The 18,400-nt window shown below is 67.7% G+C and carries 15 protein-coding genes; 10 read left to right on the forward strand and 5 right to left on the reverse strand.

What is annotated here, in order from left to right:
* Positions 1-269: 269 nt before the first annotated feature.
* The gene (locus ACTOWJ_RS18965; protein WP_441336182.1) at positions 270-1,244 is read right to left on the reverse strand and encodes an aldo/keto reductase; all 975 of its coding nucleotides are present in this window, start codon (positions 1,242-1,244) and stop codon (positions 270-272) included.
* Positions 1,245-1,319: 75 nt separating this feature from the next.
* On the opposite strand from ACTOWJ_RS18965, the gene ACTOWJ_RS18970 reads away from it, so the two are divergent.
* The 9 genes from ACTOWJ_RS18970 to dusB all read left to right on the forward strand — a co-directional run bounded on the left by ACTOWJ_RS18970 (position 1,320) and on the right by dusB (position 12,380).
* Positions 1,320-2,261 (forward strand): hypothetical protein, encoded by a 942-nt coding sequence (locus ACTOWJ_RS18970; protein WP_441336183.1) that lies wholly within the window; start codon positions 1,320-1,322, stop codon positions 2,259-2,261.
* 353 nt (positions 2,262-2,614) lie between these two features.
* Positions 2,615-3,205 carry a TMEM165/GDT1 family protein gene (locus ACTOWJ_RS18975; protein ID WP_441336184.1) on the forward strand — a complete coding sequence of 197 codons (591 nt, stop codon included), beginning with the start codon at positions 2,615-2,617 and terminating at the stop codon, positions 3,203-3,205.
* Between the two features lie 149 nt (positions 3,206-3,354).
* Entirely contained in the window at positions 3,355-4,494 is a 1,140-nt protein-coding gene (locus ACTOWJ_RS18980; protein WP_441336185.1) for a GGDEF domain-containing protein, read from the forward strand.
* Between the two features lie 226 nt (positions 4,495-4,720).
* Positions 4,721-6,019: a NupC/NupG family nucleoside CNT transporter gene (locus ACTOWJ_RS18985; protein ID WP_441336186.1), complete on the forward strand. Its 1,299-nt coding sequence runs from the start codon at positions 4,721-4,723 to the stop codon at positions 6,017-6,019.
* A gap of 6 nt (positions 6,020-6,025) precedes the next feature.
* Positions 6,026-7,003, forward strand: a complete 978-nt coding sequence (locus ACTOWJ_RS18990; protein WP_441336187.1) for a ribokinase — start codon at positions 6,026-6,028, stop codon at positions 7,001-7,003.
* 351 nt (positions 7,004-7,354) lie between these two features.
* Entirely contained in the window at positions 7,355-9,475 is a 2,121-nt protein-coding gene (locus ACTOWJ_RS18995; RefSeq protein WP_441336188.1) for a TonB-dependent receptor, read from the forward strand.
* Between the two features lie 27 nt (positions 9,476-9,502).
* Positions 9,503-10,609 (forward strand): PepSY-associated TM helix domain-containing protein, encoded by a 1,107-nt coding sequence (locus tag ACTOWJ_RS19000; RefSeq protein WP_441336189.1) that lies wholly within the window; start codon positions 9,503-9,505, stop codon positions 10,607-10,609.
* A 296-nt stretch (positions 10,610-10,905) separates the two neighbouring features.
* The gene (locus tag ACTOWJ_RS19005) at positions 10,906-11,238 is read left to right on the forward strand and encodes a YegP family protein (RefSeq protein WP_441336190.1); all 333 of its coding nucleotides are present in this window, start codon (positions 10,906-10,908) and stop codon (positions 11,236-11,238) included.
* A gap of 143 nt (positions 11,239-11,381) precedes the next feature.
* On the forward strand, positions 11,382-12,380 hold the full coding sequence (dusB, locus tag ACTOWJ_RS19010; RefSeq protein ID WP_441336191.1) for a tRNA dihydrouridine synthase DusB: 999 nt from the start codon (positions 11,382-11,384) through the stop codon (positions 12,378-12,380).
* Positions 12,381-12,549: 169 nt separating this feature from the next.
* On the opposite strand, the gene ACTOWJ_RS19015 is transcribed toward dusB, so the two are convergent.
* Together ACTOWJ_RS19015 and ACTOWJ_RS19020 are read right to left on the reverse strand one after the other, a co-directional pair.
* Positions 12,550-13,038 (reverse strand): PEGA domain-containing protein, encoded by a 489-nt coding sequence (locus tag ACTOWJ_RS19015; RefSeq protein WP_441336192.1) that lies wholly within the window; start codon positions 13,036-13,038, stop codon positions 12,550-12,552.
* A gap of 198 nt (positions 13,039-13,236) precedes the next feature.
* Positions 13,237-14,328 carry a metal-dependent hydrolase gene (locus tag ACTOWJ_RS19020; RefSeq protein WP_441336193.1) on the reverse strand — a complete coding sequence of 364 codons (1,092 nt, stop codon included), beginning with the start codon at positions 14,326-14,328 and terminating at the stop codon, positions 13,237-13,239.
* Between the two features lie 204 nt (positions 14,329-14,532).
* Between ACTOWJ_RS19020 and ACTOWJ_RS19025 the strand changes: the two genes are divergently transcribed.
* Positions 14,533-15,234 (forward strand): aspartate/glutamate racemase family protein, encoded by a 702-nt coding sequence (locus ACTOWJ_RS19025; protein ID WP_441336194.1) that lies wholly within the window; start codon positions 14,533-14,535, stop codon positions 15,232-15,234.
* 309 nt (positions 15,235-15,543) lie between these two features.
* On the opposite strand, the gene ACTOWJ_RS19030 is transcribed toward ACTOWJ_RS19025, so the two are convergent.
* Entirely contained in the window at positions 15,544-16,371 is an 828-nt protein-coding gene (locus tag ACTOWJ_RS19030; RefSeq protein ID WP_441336195.1) for a UDP-2,3-diacylglucosamine diphosphatase, read from the reverse strand.
* A gap of 24 nt (positions 16,372-16,395) precedes the next feature.
* A complete protein-coding gene (locus tag ACTOWJ_RS19035; RefSeq protein ID WP_441336196.1) occupies positions 16,396-18,138 on the reverse strand; it encodes a lysophospholipid acyltransferase family protein in 1,743 nt (580 codons plus the stop codon).
* Between the last annotated feature and the right edge of the window lie 262 nt (positions 18,139-18,400).

Consider the following 18,400-nt stretch of genomic DNA (forward strand, 5'->3'; position numbering starts at 1 on the left):
GGACGCCGGGGCCACGGCGGCGACGGGCGCGGCGACGGCGGCCAGGGAACGATCGGTGCGGGGCTTCAACTGCAGCACGGGGTTGCGCAGAGACATGGCGGAGACTCGTTCGGGGGTGGGCTCCCGAATGATGATAATGATTCTCATTTGCCAGTCAACACGCAAATGCAGAAATTTGTGACGTTCCGCCTGAAGGCCGGCATCGGACCGGCGTCAGCCGACAAGCGGCACCACGCGACGCCGCGAGGCAGGCCGGAGCCCTGCTTCGTTCAGCCGGCGGTGACCGCCTCAACCCGTTGCCAGCCGGCCTCGTCGACCCGCTCGACCAGTTCCAGCGCCTGCAGGTTCTGCAACAGTTGCTCGACCCGGCTGGCGCCGAGAATCGCGCTGGACACATGCGGGTTGCGCAGGCACCAGGCGATCGCCAGCGGCGCCGGGGCCACGCCCAATTCGCGCGCCACCGCCGCGAACGCCGCGGCCCGCTCCAGCCGGCGCTGCTCGGAGCTGCCCACCGCGACCCGTCGCAACCATTGCTTGTCGGCGTGGCCCAAACGGCTTTCGCCGTCGAAGCCCGCGCTGTACTTGCCGGTCAACAGGCCCGAGGCCAGCGGCGACCAGATCGTGATGCCCAATCCCAGTTCGGCATACAACGGCGCGTATTCGAGCTCGACCCGCTCGCGATGCAGCAGGTTGTACTGCGGCTGCTCCATGCTCGGCGCATGCAGATGGTGGGCGCGCGCGAGCTTGTGCGCTTCGCGGATCGACGCCGCCGGCCATTCCGAGGTGCCCCAGTACAGCACCTTGCCCTGGCGGATCAGCGCGTCCATCGCCCACACCGTTTCCTCCACCGGCGCGTCGGGATCCGGGCGGTGGCAGAAGTACAGATCGAGATGATCGACACGCAGCCGGCGCAGCGCCTCGTGGCAGGCTTCGGTGACGTGCTTGCGCGACAGTCCCTTCTGGGTCGGACGCGGTTGTTCGTGTGCGCCGAAGAACACCTTGCTCGATACGCAGTAACCGTCGCGCGGCAGGCGCAGATCGGCGATCGCCTCGCCCATCACCCGCTCGGCCTCGCCGTTGGCGTAGCTTTCGGCGTTGTCGAAGAAATTGATGCCATGGTCCCAGGCCGCGGCGATCAATTCGCGCGCGGTGTCGCGGCCGACCTGCGCGCCGAAGGTGACCCAGGCGCCGAAGGACAATGCGGAAATCTGCAGGCCGGATGAACCCAGTCGTCGGTATTGCATGCCAGGACTCCAATCGAACCGGTGATTGCAGGCATGCTACGCGCAGATCGGCGATACGAAGGACGGTATGCGGCAATGGCTTTGAAAACCCGGGGCTTGGTCGTGGGCCTGATCGCGATCGCCGCCGCGCTGCTGGGTTGGCAGCTTTGGCGCCTGCGCGCGCCGCAAGCGGACGCCGCGCCGACGCCGGCGCAAGCCGATGCAACGCCGCACGCTCAACCGGCAACGGCAGCCACGCCGACCGACACGCCGCGCAAGATAGAGCCGACCGCGGACAACTATCGCAATCCCCAGTTGGCCGAACTCAAGGGCCGCGCCGACGCCGGCGACAGCCGCGCCTCGTGCCAGCTCGGCATGGAACTGCTGCGCTGCACCGACACCTCGGCGGCCGAACAGATGCTCGCCGCGGCCGAGGAAAACGCGCGCCCGGATCTGCCGCCCGACCAGCGCGCCTACATGACCAAGCTGGAGAACCGCGCGCGGCAGATGCTGGCCGAATGCCGCAACACGCCGGCCGATGCGTGGAAACAGGGCAACCACTATTTGCGCCAGGCGGCGTTGGCCGGCGAACCCGAAGCGATGTACCGCTATGCGCGCGGCGATTCGGTGCTGGTCGACTACTCGCACATGAATTCGCCCGAGTTCGATCGCTGGCGTTCGGAGGCCGGCAACATGCTGCAGTTGTCCTTCGAGGCCGGCTACCTGCCCGCGGTGTTCGATCTGATGGTGGCCTACAGCGACAACTCCTCGCCGCTGACCGGCCTGATCGCCAACGACCCGACCAAGTCGCGCGCGATGCGCGTGTTGATCGGCCGCCTGGCCGGCCGTCCCGTCGATCGTCCCGAATCGCGCTATGCCAATCTGGAACCGGCCGCGGCGGCGCTGGCCGCGCAGTGGCAGCGCGATTATTTTCCGACGGTGAAACCGCCGCTGCAGAAACTGCCGCGCGTCATGCCGGCAGGATTCTCGGCGCTGTACTCCGACGAAGCCGATCAACCCGCGCCCTGCACGCAGTGAGGCGCCGCCGACCGCGCGTGCGCCACGCGGCAAAGCCAAGCGACACGCGCGGTCAATAGCGAAAGCTTCTCATTTGCTGCGTGCCCTGGTCGGGCCGGCTACAATGCGCGCACTTTCCTCCTCCGGGGAGTAGCCCACCGGCGACCGAACAGGCTCGCGGGGACATGCGTCAACACACTTGGCCCACCGGCCATGGCGCATGAGCGGCAGCCAGTGCGATCGCACCCGACATCGGGCCCGCGACCGGCGCAGCTACCACGGACAAGACCGAAGGCAGGCGTTGCGCGAAACCCGGGTCGGGCCGCGCGGCGTCCGCCTTCGCGTTCTCGCGAATGCCCGACCCCGGAGTTGTCATGGATTTGTCCTTCCTCCCGGCCTGGGTCGTCGCCACCGGCGTTTCCACCGGTACCGTCGCGCTCGCCGAAATCGGCGATAAGACCCAGTTGCTGGCCTTGTTGCTGGCTGCGCGCTTCCGCAAGCCCTGGCCGATCATCGCCGGCATCCTGCTCGCCACCTTGCTCAACCACGCCCTCGCCGCGTGGTTCGGCACCCTGGTCGCGCAATGGCTCAAGCCGGAGATCTTGCGCTGGGTGGTCGCGGCGAGTTTCCTGGCGGTGGCGCTGTGGACGCTCAAGCCCGATCAGCTCGATGAGGAAGAAGCCAAGTTCTCCGCGCGCGGCGCCTTCATCGCCACCACCATCGCGTTCTTCTTCGCCGAAATCGGCGACAAGACCCAGGTCGCCACGGTGCTGCTGGCGACCCGCTACGAGCCGCTGTGGGCGGTGATCTTCGGCACCACCGTCGGGATGCTGCTGGCCAATGTGCCGGTGGCCCTGCTCGGCAGCCGATTCGCCGATCGCCTGCCGCTCAAGACCGCCCGCTACGTCGCCGCGGCGGTGTTCGCCGCGCTGGCGCTCTGGGTCGGCGTGCGCGGCATCGGCTGAGCGGCATCGACTGATCGGTCGCTTCGGCCGGTCCGGGCGGAGACGCAAGTCGTAATCCTGCGTCCGGCCCCGCCGATCCGGCGTGGGCCGGATCGACTCTCGCGCTATGCTCGCGACGGCGGCGGCGAGCCGCAGGGACGGGAACCGGGATGTACCAAGGCGTGGGCGGTCGGATGCGCAGCGTGATCGTGGCGCTGTTGTCGCGGCCGGACGAAATCATGTTGGAGATCGGCGCCGGCGGCGAGCTGCTGGTCGCGCGGCTGCGCGCGGTGCTCGCGGCGATGCTGCTGCTGTTGCCGTTGTTCAACGCGATCGGCGGCGGCAGCGTCAAGGAAACCATGATCGGCCTGGGCGGGACGATCGTGGTCAACGTGTTCTCGCAATTGTGGCTGGCCCTGGCCCGGCGCCAGCGCCGTTACCGTTGGCTGCCCTTCTCCACCGCCGCCTTCGACGTCACCGCGACCACCCTGGTGCTGGCCGCGCTGGCCGTGCAGCACCTGCCCGCCGGGCTCAACAGTCTGATCGTGTGGTGCGGCTATCTGCTGGCGATCCTGATGACCGCGCTGCGCAGCGACGGCCGGGTGACCTTGTTCGCCGGAGTGCTGGCGCTGCTGCAGTACGGCTTGCTGGTGGGCTGGGTGTTCGCGCTGGCCGATTCGCCCGAAGACCTGATGTCCAGCGATTACGGCGCGGTCACCCTCGGCAGCCAGACCCAGCGCTTGGTGCTGTTGGCGATGATGACGGTGGCCACCTCGATGGTGGTCTACCGCATGCAGCGGCTGATCGAGATGTCCGGCACCGACGGTCTGACCCGGTTGCCCAACCGCACCTGGTTGACCCACCGCATTCCGCGCCTGTTCGACACGGTGCGCCGCGACGGCGGCAGCCTGACCCTGGCGTTGATCGACCTGGATCACTTCAAGCGGATCAACGACGACTACGGCCACCGCCTGGGCGACCGCAGCCTGCGCCATCTGGTCGCGGTGCTGCGCGAGCAGTCCGAACCCAGCGAATGGCTGGTGCGGCTGAGCGGCGGCGAATTCCTGCTGGTGATGCGCAAACCGCTGGGCACCGCGTTCGAGGAAGTCGACGCGATCCGGCGCACGGTGGCCGAGCGGCCGTTCGAACCCGGCCGCGGCGCCGAGCCGCTGTGGCTGAGCTTCAGCGCCGGGCTGGTGACGTTTCCGCAGGAAGGCAGCGACCTCTCGCGCCTGCTGCGCCGCGCCGATTTGCGCCTGCAGCGGGCCAAACAGTCCGGTCGCAACCGGGTGGTGGCGCGGGATATCTGAACGATCCGGGCCGCATTCGGCCCTGTCGCTCCTGCGCGATCGGGCCAATCGCGCGGCGGCGGCGATCCTCGCAAGGCCTCGACGGCCTGCATCCGTACGTTTTTTCAGCCTTCCGCACTGCCCGCGCGCTGCGCCGCGGCTTGCCGCCCAGGCGCCCAGCCACTAGGCTGCGCCGACTAATTAGACGTCAAAAAGCCGCCGGTGCCCCGGCGCCGGGGAGAGTGGAGTGGATTCGATTTCGCGCGTGGCCTTCGGCCTGTTCGGTTTGGCGGTGCTCGTCGGCATTGCGTGGGTGTTCTCGGTCAAGCGCCGCGCGGTCGACTGGAAGCTGGTCGCCACCGGCATCACCTTGCAGATCGCTTTCGCCGCGGTGGTGCTGCTGGTGCCGGGCGGCAAGGACGTGTTCGACGCGATCGGCAAGGGCTTCGTTAAGGTGTTGGAATTCGTTGGCGCCGGTTCGAAGTTCATCTTCGGCGACCTGATGGACGTCAGCAAATTCGGCTTCATCTTCGCCTTCCAAGTGCTGCCGACCATCATCTTCTTCTCTGCGCTGATGGGCGTGCTCTACCACCTGGGCGTGATGCAGTCGGTGGTGCGCGGCATGGCCTGGGCCATCACCAAGGTCATGCGCGTGTCCGGCGCGGAAACCACCAGCGTGTGCGCCAGCGTGTTCATCGGCCAGACCGAGGCGCCGCTGACCGTGCGCCCCTATATTCCCAAGATGACCGAGTCCGAGCTGATCACGATGATGATCGGCGGCATGGCGCATATCGCCGGCGGCGTGCTCGCCGCGTATGTGGGCATGCTCGGCGCGGGCGATCCCGCCGCGCAGGCGTTCTATGCCAAGCATCTGCTCGCGGCCTCGATCATGGCCGCGCCGGCCACCTTGGTGATCGCCAAGATCCTGGTGCCCGAGACCGGCGAGCCGCTGACTCGCGGCACGGTCAAGATGGAAGTCGAAAAGCACACCGCCAACATCATCGACGCGGCCGCGGCCGGCGCCGGCGACGGCCTGCGCCTGGCGCTGAACATCGGCGCGATGCTGCTGGCCTTCATCGCCCTGATCGCGCTGGTCAACGCGCCGCTGACCTGGATCGGCGAGCAGACCGGCCTGACCGCGGCGATCGGCAAGCCGACCGACCTGTCGGCGCTGCTCGGCTTCGTGCTCGCGCCGATCGCCTGGGTGATCGGCACGCCGTGGAGTGATGCGACCGTGGTCGGCGGCTTGATCGGCGAGAAAGTCGTGCTCAACGAATTCGTCGCGTATACGCATCTGGCCGACATCGTCAACGGCAAGGTCGCCGGCACCGCGCTCAGCGACGAAGGGCGGCTGATCGCGACCTATGCACTGTGCGGTTTCGCCAATTTCAGCTCGATCGCGATCCAGATCGGCGGCATCGGCGGACTGGCGCCGGAGCGTCGCCAGGATCTGGCCCGTTTCGGCCTGCGCGCGGTGCTCGGCGGTTCGATCGCGACCTTCATGACCGCGACCATCGCCGGCGTACTCACTCACTTCGCCGGGTAAGTTCGTATGAGTGATACGAATTCCGGCCGCGTCGTCGTCGTCGGCTCGTTCAACGTCGATCACGTCTGGTCGCTGGCCGCGCTGCCGCGTCCGGGCGAGACTCTGGCCGGCAGCTACCACGCCGGCCCTGGCGGCAAAGGTTTCAATCAGGCCACCGCGGCGGCGCGCGCGGGCGCGAGCACGCGTTTCGTCTGCGCGCTCGGCGAAGACGCCGGCGGCCAGCTGGCGCGCGCGCTCGCGGCCGGCGACGGTATCGATCTGCGCGATCTGCGCAGCGCCGAACCCACCGGCACCGCCGGCATCTACGTCGATGCCGACGGCCGCAACACCATCGTGATCGGTCCCGGCGCCAACGCCGAGCTGTCGCCGGAGTTCGTGGCCGGGCAAGGCGACTCGTTCGACCAGGCCCGAGTGGTGCTGACCCAGTTGGAAACGCCGGTGGAGTCGGCAGCGGCCGCGTTCGCCCGCGCCCGCTCCGGCGGCGCGCTGACCCTGCTCAATCCGGCGCCGGCCGACGCCGTCGCCAGCGACGAGCTGTGGTCGCTCAGCGATGCGATCACTCCGAACGAAACCGAGTTCTGCGCGCAATTGCGCCGCCGCGCCGGGGTCGAGCTCGATCCCGACAGCCTGGCGTCCCTGGCCGATGCCGAACTGCACGCGCATTGCCGGCGGCTGCTGCCGCACGGCAGCGTGGTGATCACCTTGGGCCAGTCAGGCTGTTTCGTCTCGCACGCCGACGGCGCGCTGCGCGGCGATGCCCAGGCCTGTTACCGGGTCGCCGCGGCCGCGGTACGCGCGATCGATACCACCGGCGCCGGCGATGCCTTCAACGGCGCGCTGGCCGCCTCGCTGGCGCGCGCCAGCGACACTGCGTTCGCCGAACACGTGGGCTACGCCAACCGTTACGCCGGCCTGTCCACCGAACGCGCCGGCGCGGCGGTGGCGATGCCGCGCGATGCCGAACTGAAGGCGCGGTTCGGCTGAGTCACTGAGTCTGCGCACCGATAAAACGATCGCACTGGAACTACATCGCCGCTGCGACGGACATCGGGCCTGAAGGCCTCCCACAAAAGACCTCGCCGCCTCCGAAGTCTTTTGTGGGAGGGGCTTCAGCCCCGACGCTTCTCGCTCAGATTGCGCCGAACCTGTATCTGACCCGCAAGCCGACACATCCCCTCAAGCTCACCTGCAGCCACGTCAATCCCAAGGCAATAGCTAACCGCCGACATCAAGTTGGCGAACGCCTCCCCTTGCCGCCCGTCCGGCCGCCCTTTAATTTGAGAATGGTTCGCATTAGCATGCCAACCCTGTCGCAGTTCTCAGGTCCGCTTCCCCATGCCCCGCCCCCAGATCCTCGCCAGCGCCCTGCTGGCCATCCTCGCCGCGCCCCTCGCTCACGCCGATGAGGCCAAGGACATCGACCGCGTCGTCGTTTCGGCCAGCACCAGCCGCATGCCCAATTCCGAGGCGGCGCTGGCCAACACCATCACCGTGATCGATCAGGAACAGCTCAAGCAGCAGTTGTCGGTGACCCAGGACATTTCGCAGGTGCTGGCCAACCTGATTCCCTCGTTCTCGCCCTCGCGGCAGAAGCTGACCAACGGCGGCGAGACCCTGCGCGGACGCAAGCCGCTGTATCTGATCGACGGCGTGCCGCAGTCGACTCCGCTGCGCGAGGGCGGCCGCGACGGTCACACCATCGATCCGGCGATGATCGAGCGCATCGAGGTCATCCACGGCGCCAACGCGCTGCAGGGACTGGGCGCCTCGGGCGGCATCATCAACATCATCACCAAGCGCGCGCCGCGCCAGGACGACGAGAGCTTCCAGGACGTCAGCATCGGCGCCAGCACCGCGCTGCCCAACCAGAGCGACAGCGTCGGTTACCGCGCGTCCTACCTGTTCGGCACCCGCCAGGGCGCGTTCGATTTCGTCGGCGGCCTGTCCTACGCCAGCGAGGGTTTGTATTACGACGGCAACGGCGACGCGATCGCGGTCAACGACGTCCAGGGCGACCTGATGGACGCGCGCAGCCACAACCTGTTCGCCAAGGCCGGCTGGGACATCGACGACGACAAGCGTCTGCAGCTCACCGCCAACCGTTATGAGCTCAAGGGCAACAACGACTACATCACCGTCAACGGCGACATCCGCACCGGCCGGCTCGCCACCTCCGCGCGCGGCAGCCGCGAAGGCCAGGGCGCGCGCAATCGCTCGACTTCGCTGGTGCTCGATTACACCGACAAGGCCCTGGCCGGCGGTTATCTCAACGCGCAGCTGTTCTGGGTCGACTTCAAGGGCCTGTACGGCGCGACCGACTGGGAAGATTTCTGGCGCGACGGCCGCGACCTGCACTGGTGGGACCAATCACAGAACGTCTCGCAAAAAATCGGCGGCAAGTTCAGCTGGTCGCGCGACAACCTGTTCGATCAACGCCTGCGCGTGACCCTGGGCCTGGACTGGAACCGCGACAAGACCTATCAGGAACTGGTGGTCTCCCAGCTCAAGTGGGTGCCGCAAACCCAGTACGAATCCTGGTCGCCGTTCGTCCAGGCCGAATGGTGGGTCACCGACAAGATCATGCTGACCGGCGGCGTGCGCCATGAGCGCGGCAAGTTGGAAGTCGACGATTTCAACACCATTCCGGCCAACGCCGGCGGCAGCCGCTTCGTCCGCGGCGGTTCGCCCAAGACGCGCGAAACCTTGCCGAACTACGGCATCGTGTTCGAAGCCACCGACGCGCTGAAGTTCTACGCCTCGTACTCGGAAGGCTACACCGTGGCCGATATCGGCCGGGTGCTGCGCGGCATCACCACGCCCAACCAGAGCGTGGACAAACTGGTGGATCTGTCGCCGGTGGTGTCGGACAACCGCGAAATCGGCGTGGACTTCGACAACGGCCGCTGGCTGGCGCACTTGGCCGCGTATTGGTCGGATTCGGACCTGGGCTCGCGTTTGGCCTTCGATCGCAATACCCAGAGCTATTTCGTGGTGCGCGAACGTACCCAGATCCGCGGCATCGAGGGCAACGTCGCGTTCCAGTTCTCCGATGCCGGCCGCGTCGGCCTGGGCTATGCGCGCGCCAACGGCCGCTACGACAGCGACGGCGACGATCGCGTCGACAGCGATCTGCCGGGCATCAACATCAGTCCCGACCGCGTCACCGCGTTCTGGGACCAGACCTGGAGCGAGACGATTTCCACGCGCCTGCAAGGCAGCCGCGCGCTCGATCGCGATTTCGATTCCAAGGGCGTGCGCGTGGCCAGCGCGGACGGCTACACAACGATCGACCTGCAGGCGCGCTTCAAGCTGCCGCTGGGTCAGCTGAGCCTGGGGGTGGAGAATCTGTTCGACGAGCAGTACATCACCTACTACTCGCAGAGCACTCCGCGCAACGACACCTATGTCGCCGGTCGCGGACGGGTGTTCAGCGCGAGCTGGTCGCACCGGTTCTAAACCGACCACGCCGTCCGACCGCCCAGCATGAGCACGAGCCAGGCACCGCAACGCTCCAAGCCGCGCATCCGCGCGGCCTTGAAGTGGCTGCACCTGTGGCTGGGGCTCAGCGCCGGCGCCTTGTTCGCGATCGTCGCCTTGTCCGGCACCGTGCTCGCGTTCCAGCGCGAACTGGCGCTGTGGGCGTACCCGCAGTTGCAGCGCGACGCGGCGATCACCGCCGAGCAGCGCGGTCGCGCGTTGGCCCGCATCGTCGGGCAATGGCAGTCGCAGGGCATGACCTCGCTGGACCTGCCTTCGTCGCAGTTGCCGGTCTGGCAAGGTTATTTTCCGAACAACGAACGCCGTTACTTCGATCCGGCCAGCGGCGAGCTGCTGCTGACCCGCAACACCGGCAACGATCTGGTGTTGTGGCTGCGCGACCTGCACACCCATCTGCTGTCCGGTAAAACCGGCGAACAGGTGCTCGGTGCGGTCGGCATCGTCGCGTTGTTCATGCTGCTCAGCGGCCTGTATTTGTGGTGGCCGCGCTGGTCGGCGTTGGCGGCGAGCCTGAAGTGGTATCGCGGACCGCCGACGCGCCGTTGGCTGAGCTGGCATCGCGGTATCGGTCTGTGGCTGTTGCCGCTGACCTTGCTGGCCGCGCTCACCGGCACGGCGATGGTCTACGACGACATCGCGCGCGACGCCTTGCGCGACGCGTTCGGCGACGCCAAGCCGCGCAAACCGCCGAAACTCGCCGCGCGCGAGGACGCGATCGACTGGAGCGCGGTGCTGCGGGCCGCCGACACCGCGACCGCGGCCGACGGCGGCCTGGCCGGCGCGCAGTTGCGGCGCATCAGCCTGCCCAAAGCGGGCAGCGGCCTGATCGCTTTGCGCGCACGCGCCGTCGGCGAATGGCATCCGGTCGGCCGCAGCCTGGTCTGGATCGATCCCTATCGCGGCCGCGTGCTCGGCACCCTCGATGCCACGCGCCAAGGCCGCGGTTCGCGCATCTACGAAGCCTTCTATCCGCTGCACGGCGGATTCGTCGGTGGGCGCGCATGGCAACTTCTGATCGCGCTGACCGGTCTGCTGCCGCCGTTTTTGCTGATCACCGGATTCTTGTTCTGGCGGCGTCGGCGCGGACGCTGATCGCGCTTCTGGAAAATCTTGTGTGGCACGAAGCCTGTGTGGGAGGGGCTTCAGCCCCGACGCTTCGATCACTTGCCAGCGGTTTTCAACCCTCGGGCGATTCCAGGTGCGTTGGGGAGAACGCCGGGACCGAAGTCCTTCCACAAAAGACCTCGCGCAGGAAGTTCGCCCGACCGGGGTTTTCCGTTCATCGGCGCAACGATCCGTGCAGGCCGGTCCGGGTTCACTAATGCGTTCTCTCGACGTGTAACCGCAAGTCACACGTCCGCTTCAGGCGGCTCAACGAGGGAACGAACATGGCAGGCAAGTACGTCATCAAGAAACAGGCCAACGGCCAGTACCACTTCACGCTCAAGGCCGGCAACGGCGAGACCATTCTCAGCAGCGAAAGCTATACGGCCAAACCCTCGTGCGAGAAAGGCATCGAGTCGGTACGTACCAACAGCCCGGACGAGGCGCGGTACGAGCGCAGAACCTCGTCGACCAGCAAGCCTTATTTCGTGCTCAAGGCCGGCAATCACGAGATCATCGGCTCCAGCGAGCTGTACAACAGCGACGCGGCCCGCGAGAACGGCATCGCCTCGGTCAAGCTGAACGGTCCGACCACCACGGTCGACGATCAGAGCTGAATCTGCCGGCAGGGCCGCGGACCGGATCCGCGGCCCTGCCGGTCGCGATACCGCGCGCTCGTCGGCGCGGCCCGACGGCGGCCCCGCAGCGCCGGAACGGGCAGCGCGGAACCGCCCGCCGCGCCGTGGCTTACAATGCCGCCATGCGCATCGGCCCTCATCCCATCGTCCCGCGCGTGATCCTCGCGCCGATGGCCGGGGTCACCGACAAACCCTTCCGGGTGCTGTGCAAGCGTCTGGGCGGTGGCCTGTGCGTGTCGGAGATGACCACCAGCGATCCGCGCTTCTGGAACACGGCGAAGTCGCGCCATCGCATGGATCACGACGGCGAACCCGATCCGATCAGCGTGCAGATCGCCGGCACCGTGCCGCAGATCATGGCCGAGGCGGCGCGTTACAACGTCGATCACGGCGCCCAGATCATCGACATCAACATGGGCTGCCCGGCCAAGAAGGTGTGTAACGCCTGGGCCGGCTCGGCGCTGATGCGCGATGAGAGTCTGGTGGCGCGCATCCTCGAGGCCGTGGTCAAGGCCGTGGACGTGCCGGTCACGCTCAAGATCCGCACCGGCTGGGATCACGATCAACGCAACGCGCCGACCATCGCCCGCATCGCGCAGGACGCCGGCATCGCTGCGCTCGCGGTGCACGGCCGCACCCGCGATCAGCAATACACCGGCACCGCCGAGTACGACACCATCGCCGCGATCAAGGCGCGGCTGTCGATTCCGGTGATCGCCAACGGCGATATCGACTCCCCGCGCAAGGCCGCCTTCGTGCTCGCCCATACCGGCTGCGATGCGGTCATGGTCGGGCGCGCCGCGCAGGGGCGGCCGTGGATCTTCGGCGAGATCGCGCATTTTCTCGAGCACGGCGAAGAACTGGCGCCGCCGTCGCTGGCGCGGATACGCGACATCCTGCTCGGCCACCTGGAACATCTGCACGCGTTCTATGGCGAAGTCTCGGGCGTGCGCATCGCGCGCAAGCACCTGGGCTGGTATGCGAAGGATCGCCCGGAAAACATCGCTTTCCGCTCGGTGGTCAATCGCGCCGATTCGGCCGAGCTGCAGTTGCGGCTGACCCGCGATTACTTCGACGCACTGGTGGCCGGCGTGGATCCACAATGGTCTGCCGCGGCTTGAAGCCTCGGGGCTGAAGCCCGGCCCGCAAAGACATCCGCGGTCGCCGCGCACGCCGCGGAATCGTTTATGGCGGGAGCTTCAGCGCCGACAGGCGACGACCACCGGCAGCGGCCGCACCGCTCAAGCGCGGCGCGACCGTCGCACCCGACTCGGCGTCATTTCTTCGGCGTTATTTCTTCTGCTTGGCCTTGTCCCGCGCGTAGTCTTCCGGCGTCTGCCCGTGTTCGGGTATCGCCGGGAACGTCGGCACGGTGCAGCCGGGCGCCTCTTCGAGCAAGAGCACGGCGAGCACGTTGGGATTCAAGTCCTTGGCCGCGCCGCTGGCCGCGTCCACGCCCGCGCCGATCAGGCCGCCGACCAGCATGTTGCCGGCCAGACCGAACGCGCCGCCGCGCCCCACTTCGCTGCGCACCTGCGCCAGCGCTTGGCGGTAACCGGGCTTGCACAGCTCCACCGCGACCGGATGCTTGCGCTTGAGCTTGAGCGTGCACGGCGTCGCGCAGCGCTCGCCGTTGGACAGCGACACGGTCGCGCCGCCGGGAAGGCTGTCGATGGTCACGGCCTGGGTGGAACCGCGCACGAAGGTGGCGCAACCGGCGCCGGCGAGCGTCATGAGCACGGCGAGCGCCAGTGCGAGCCGCTGCGGGAGATGATGCATGGAGTGCCTCGGAAAGGTCGGATGCGCGTTTCCGCGGTGGCCTGCGGTTCGCGCAGGCATCAGGCCATAGCCGCTTTGCCCGCGCAATCCCGCGGTTGGCAGATTATCCAACTTTGGATTCCCGGCGATAGCACGAGCTGCGAGGCCGGGCGCGGCGGCATCCGGCCGCGCCAGCGTCGACGATCGGCGGATCCGGGCTTACTTCAACGCGCCGCTGTGGCCGCGGCCGCGCATCGCGGTCGCGCCGCGCAGGTCGCGCACGTCGACGGCCGTATCGGCGGCGGCGGCCGGTTCATGCCAGATCCGCGTCCACATCGCCGGCAGTTTGCCAGCGGCTTCCCACGGCCATTCCAGCTGCTGCGGCGCGATTTCGCGCCAGGATTCGCCTTCGCGCTGCGCCACCGCGAAGCGGAAGCTGTAGTCCGGTTCGGCGCCCATGCGCAGATCGCTCAGCACCAGTCGGCCGTCGCGTTCTTCGGCCTTCATGAAGCCGCGGTTGAACCATTGCAGCCGGTGCACGGCCGGATACCCGCTGACCTGGCTGTAGGCCTGGGCGTCGGAGGCATACGCGCGGAACCGCATCGGCCCGCGATCGGCGACCAGCGAGCGCTCGCCTTCGACGAAGCCGTCCGGGGTCATCGCCACCACTCGCCACAACAAGGTGTTGAACGGCATCGGCACCGAGAAACGCGGCGCGTTCTCCAGCCCGAGCCGGGCCAGCGCCGGTTCGGCCTGCCGTTCGACCTGATGCTTGGCCCACAGCGAGCCGCCCAGATACAGCGAGCTCAACGCCAGCCCGACCATCAGCGCCGGTTGCGCCGAGCGCCGCTCGCGCGCGAACCAGGCCCAGACGCAGGCGATCAGCAGCCACACGGTGTACAGCGGATCGATGATGAACACGCTCGACCACATCACCGGCTTGACCGGCAGCGGCCACAGCAGTTGGGTGCCGTAGACGGTGAAGGCATCGAGCACCGGATGGGTCAGCAAGGCCGCCTGCATCGCCCAGAACCAGCGTTTGGGCGATTGCGCGACGCGCCCGCCGCGGGCGCGGCACCAGCCCCAGATCGCCCAGGCCACGAACGGCAGCACCAACAGCGAATGACTGAGGCTGCGGTGCCAGGTCATGCGCGCGACCGGGTCGTCGGTCAGCAGGTTGACGGGAATGACGTCGAGGTCGGGCAAGGTGCCCAGGGCGGCGCCCGCGAGCAGGGCCGCGCGGCGATGTCCGGCAGGGGCGATGGCGGCGCTCAGCGCGGCGCCGAGCACGATCTGGGTCAGTGAATCCATCCGCGGATGCTACCGGGGCGACCCGCGGCGGGCGTTTGTTTTTCGTTTTCTGACGCGATTCTCCGATTTCCCCTGTAGGAGCGGCGCGAGCCGCGACCGCGACATCGCACATACGACGCAAACCGAATGTCGCGGTCGCGGCTCGCGCCGCTCCTACAGGGGCTTCGGCAAAATAGCGTTGTCCGCCCCACTCAGGAGTCCCCCGTGTCCGACCCCGCTTCCATCGGCATCGTCGCCTGTTCGGCCGAAGGCGCCGCGCTGTGTTACCGCACGATCTGCAGCGAAGGCGCGGCCTTGCTGGGGCCGCATGCGCACCCACAGATCGCGCTGCACACCCATTCCCTGGCCGACTATGTGGTCTGCCTGGATCGCGGCGACATCGACGGCGTGGGCGAGCTGATGCTGTCCTCGGCGCGCAAGCTCGAACGCGCCGGCGCGCAATTCCTGATCTGCCCCGACAACACCATCCACCAGGCCATGGACTATGTATCGCCGCGTTCGCCGCTGCCGTGGCTGCACATCGCCGAGGTGGTGACGCAGGCGGCGGTCGAACGCGGGTTTCGCCGGATCGGGCTCACCGGCACGCAATGGCTGGTCGAGAGCGAGGTGTATCCGGACAAGCTCGGCGCGCGCGGTCTGCAGTTCGTACGGCCGCCGGCGGAGCAGCGCGCGCGGATCGGCCGGCTGATCATGGACGAATTGGTCTGCGGAGTGTTCAAGCCGGAAACGGTGGCGTACTTCCAGCAGGTCATCGATGGGTTGAAGGCGCAGGGCTGCGATGCGGTGGTGCTGGGCTGCACCGAGATTCCGCTGATCATCGACGATGCGAATTCGTCGTTGCCCACGCTGGATTCGACGCGGTTGTTGGCGCGTGCGGCGTTGCGGCGGGCGGTTGGGGACAGTTGACTAAGAAGCAGATGTCCGCGTCGAAGATTTTAAGAAGGCAGGCCCGCATGTCACGAGGGCCGCCATTGCGACAAGGACGGCAGTCACAGCCATTAGGTCCTCATCTTCAGGCCGTCATTCCCGCGAAAGGCGGGCTCCGCTTTACTTCGGCGGAGCCGAACATCCAGTGCCTTTCGTGCGAGAACGTTTGAAGTCTCTGGATGTTCGGCTCCGCCGAAGTAAAGCGGAGCCCGCCTTCGCGGGAATGACGGTCTGGGAGATGGCGCTGAAGTCTCCGAATGTTCGGTTCCGCAACCCCGAACCGATCACTCAAGCCGCGTGCGGCAACTCGTCCGTCATTCGTTGCAACGGCCGCGGCGGCAGCATCGCCAGCGTCTCGCCCGTGTGCGCCAGCAGGCGCAACGTCCCGTCGGGATCTTCCGCCAGCGCGGTCAGGCTTTCGACCCAGTCGCCGTCATTGGCGTAGACGCAGCCGTCGCGTTCGAACAGAGCCGCGCGGTGGATGTGGCCGCAGACGATCCCGTCCAGACCGCGCTGGCGCGCATCGCCCAGGCCGGCCTGGACGAAGCGCGAGATGTAGCGCTCGGCCGCGCCGCTCTGACGCTTGAGGAAGTCGGCCAGCGACCAGTAGCGCAAGCCGAAGCGGCGGCGCACCCGATTGGTCAACTGGTTGCCGGTGAGGATGCGTTCGTACAACCAGTCGCCGAATTTCTCCTGCATGCCGCCGAACTGGGTCACGGTGTCGTAGTCGTCGCCGTGGGTGATCAGCAGGCGGCGGCCATCGGCGGTGAGGTGGATCGCGCGCCGGCGCACCTGCATGCGCGGCAGCACCAGGCCGCAGAAGCGGCGCACCGAGCGGTCGTGGTTGCCGGGCACGTAAATCAGTTCTGTGCCGGCGCGGACCAGCGCGTGCAGCGCCTCGACCACCCGGTATTGCGCCGCGCCCCAGGCCGCGCGGCGCTGCGACATCCACCACAAGTCGATGATGTCGCCGACCAGGTACAAGCGGTCGCAGCGCAGGTTCTGCAGAAAATCGGCGAACTCCGCGGCGTGACAGTGCTTCGATCCCAAGTGCACGTCCGAAACGAATACTGCTCGACGACGTATCGGTAACTGAGTGATCGAGGCAGGACTCATGACACGTTCTCGTTGGCGGCGGGGTCAGGTGTCGACAGCGGCATCCGTTCTCGCGTTCGCTTCGGCACGCGGCGTGGCCGCGCCGAGGTAGCGCTCGCGCTTCTTAGGACGCAACTGCTGCAGGTCCACTTCGATCAGCCCGTCGACCGCGTCGCTGAACGCCGGGTCCACGCCGAAGGCGAGGAAGCGCGCGCCGCCGGGTTCGCACAGGTCGGTGTACTGCTTGTAGAGCATCGGCACGCTGGTGCCGAGCGCGTCGAGGTTGTTCTTGAGCACGCGGAACGCGGTCGCCGCGTCGAGCTCGTCGAACCGCGGCGGCGCGGCGCGGTACATGAAGGGCTGCTTGGAGAACGCTTCCGACTCCAGATCGCCGTAGTAGCGTGCGTAGTAGGCGACGATCTGCTCGCGTGCGTCGGGCGGCAGCGCGGCGCTGATCGAGACCGGCCCGAACAGGTAACGCACGCCCGGATGACGGATCAGGTAGGCACCGATGCCCTGCCACAGGTAATCGATGCTGCGGCTGTTCCAGTATTCCGGCGCGACGAAGCTGCGTCCCAGCTCCATGCCCTGGGCCAGGCGCGGCACCGCGTCGTCGGCGTAGCGGAACAAGGAGGCGGTGTAGAACCCGGCCAGGCCGCGTTCGCCGATCAGGCGGTTGCCGCGGGCGATGCGGTAGGCGCCGGCGACCTTCTGTTCGGCCTCGTCCCACAGCACGATGTGCTCGTACCAGCTGTCGTAGATGTCCACGTCCAGGCGCTGGCCGGTGCCCTCGCCGACCGCGCGGAAGGTCAGCTCGCGCAGGCGGCCGATCTCGCGCAGCAGCGGCGAACCCGGACGCAGCGTGCCGACCCGGATCTGCTTGCCGTCGGTGGTCTGGCCCAGCGATTCCATGGCCTCCACGCCGGCGCGGACCTGGATCGGATCGACCGGGTCGATCAGCGGCTCCGGACCGACCGGCGCGACGCGTTCGCGCGGCGTGCCGATCGCATGCAGCTCGGCGCGGACCTCGCGCAGCAACTGGTTCGGGTCGCCCTGCGCCGGCAGGTGCAGCGGCCGGCCGATGCGCAGCGCGATCCTGCGCGCGCGGCGGGCGAACATCTCGCGTGCCAGCAGGGCGGTGCCCACGGGCTTGAACAAGGCCGAGGCGCCGTAGAACAGCGCCGAGTTGCGCGCCTCGATCCGCACCGGCAGCACCGGCGCGTCGGTCCTGCGGGCGAAGCGCAGGAACCCGCGCTGCCAGCGCCCGTCGGTGACTCCGCGCAGGCCGAGCCGGGCGACTTCGCCGGCCGGGAACACGATCACGCACTGTTCCTCGTTGAGCGCCGCCTCGATCGCATGCAGGCTTTCGGCGCTGGGCCGGCCGCCGAGGATGCGGATCGGCAGCAACAGCCCCTGCAGCCCGTCCAGCGCCAACAGCAGGTCGTTGGCGACGATCTTGACGTCGCGGCGCACCCGGCCCACCGCATCCAGCAACGCCAGCGCGTCGACCGCGCCGGAAGGATGGTTGGCGACGATCAACAGCCGGCCGCTGCGCGGTATCCGCTGCAGCTCGGCCTCGTCCACCAGGTAACGCGCCTGGACGAAATCCAGCGACGCGGTGACGAAATCGAAGTCCCGCAGGTGACGGGTTTCGGTGAGGAATTGGTCGATATGGTCGAATTTCGACCAACGCCCGATGGTCCGGATCAGGGGTCGGGTCAACGCGGCCCGGCGTCCACGGAACCATTGCGGGAAGCGTTCTTCCAGTCGGCGTTCGAAGTGCAGCATCGGTGTCGTCGCATCAAGGGCGGCGGTATGCCGCGCAGCCTGAGCGGGCGCGGCGACAGCCACATGGCGGAATCGAGTCAGTCCGATGACAGCGCTGACCCGGCCTGAACAGTGCCGTCAGGATGGCGAGAAGAGGGATCGCCGCGCCGTCCTGGCATGCCGCGCAAGCTTCCCATACGCCATCGCATCCAACCTCCTCCCAACGGCCTAAACGCGACAGGCGTTCAGGAGCCGCTTAACGCACGGACAACCCCAAGGCACG

It is taken from the genome of Lysobacter sp. CA199, from assembly GCF_052078715.1.
GTDB lineage: Bacteria > Pseudomonadota > Gammaproteobacteria > Xanthomonadales > Xanthomonadaceae > Lysobacter.

Coding starts and splice junctions, on each gene's coding strand:
- ACTOWJ_RS19000 (WP_441336189.1), top strand. CDS start 9,503: ATGAGCACGAGCCAGGCACCGCAACGCTCCAAGCCGCGCATCCGCGCG.
- ACTOWJ_RS19030 (WP_441336195.1), bottom strand. CDS start 16,371: ATGAGTCCTGCCTCGATCACTCAGTTACCGATACGTCGTCGAGCAGTA.
- ACTOWJ_RS18980 (WP_441336185.1), top strand. CDS start 3,355: ATGTACCAAGGCGTGGGCGGTCGGATGCGCAGCGTGATCGTGGCGCTG.
- ACTOWJ_RS19035 (WP_441336196.1), bottom strand. CDS start 18,138: ATGCTGCACTTCGAACGCCGACTGGAAGAACGCTTCCCGCAATGGTTC.
- ACTOWJ_RS18995 (WP_441336188.1), top strand. CDS start 7,355: ATGCCCCGCCCCCAGATCCTCGCCAGCGCCCTGCTGGCCATCCTCGCC.
- ACTOWJ_RS19005 (WP_441336190.1), top strand. CDS start 10,906: ATGGCAGGCAAGTACGTCATCAAGAAACAGGCCAACGGCCAGTACCAC.
- ACTOWJ_RS18970 (WP_441336183.1), top strand. CDS start 1,320: ATGGCTTTGAAAACCCGGGGCTTGGTCGTGGGCCTGATCGCGATCGCC.
- ACTOWJ_RS19020 (WP_441336193.1), bottom strand. CDS start 14,328: ATGGATTCACTGACCCAGATCGTGCTCGGCGCCGCGCTGAGCGCCGCC.
- ACTOWJ_RS18965 (WP_441336182.1), bottom strand. CDS start 1,244: ATGCAATACCGACGACTGGGTTCATCCGGCCTGCAGATTTCCGCATTG.
- ACTOWJ_RS18990 (WP_441336187.1), top strand. CDS start 6,026: ATGAGTGATACGAATTCCGGCCGCGTCGTCGTCGTCGGCTCGTTCAAC.
- dusB (WP_441336191.1), top strand. CDS start 11,382: ATGCGCATCGGCCCTCATCCCATCGTCCCGCGCGTGATCCTCGCGCCG.
- ACTOWJ_RS19015 (WP_441336192.1), bottom strand. CDS start 13,038: ATGCATCATCTCCCGCAGCGGCTCGCACTGGCGCTCGCCGTGCTCATG.
- ACTOWJ_RS18975 (WP_441336184.1), top strand. CDS start 2,615: ATGGATTTGTCCTTCCTCCCGGCCTGGGTCGTCGCCACCGGCGTTTCC.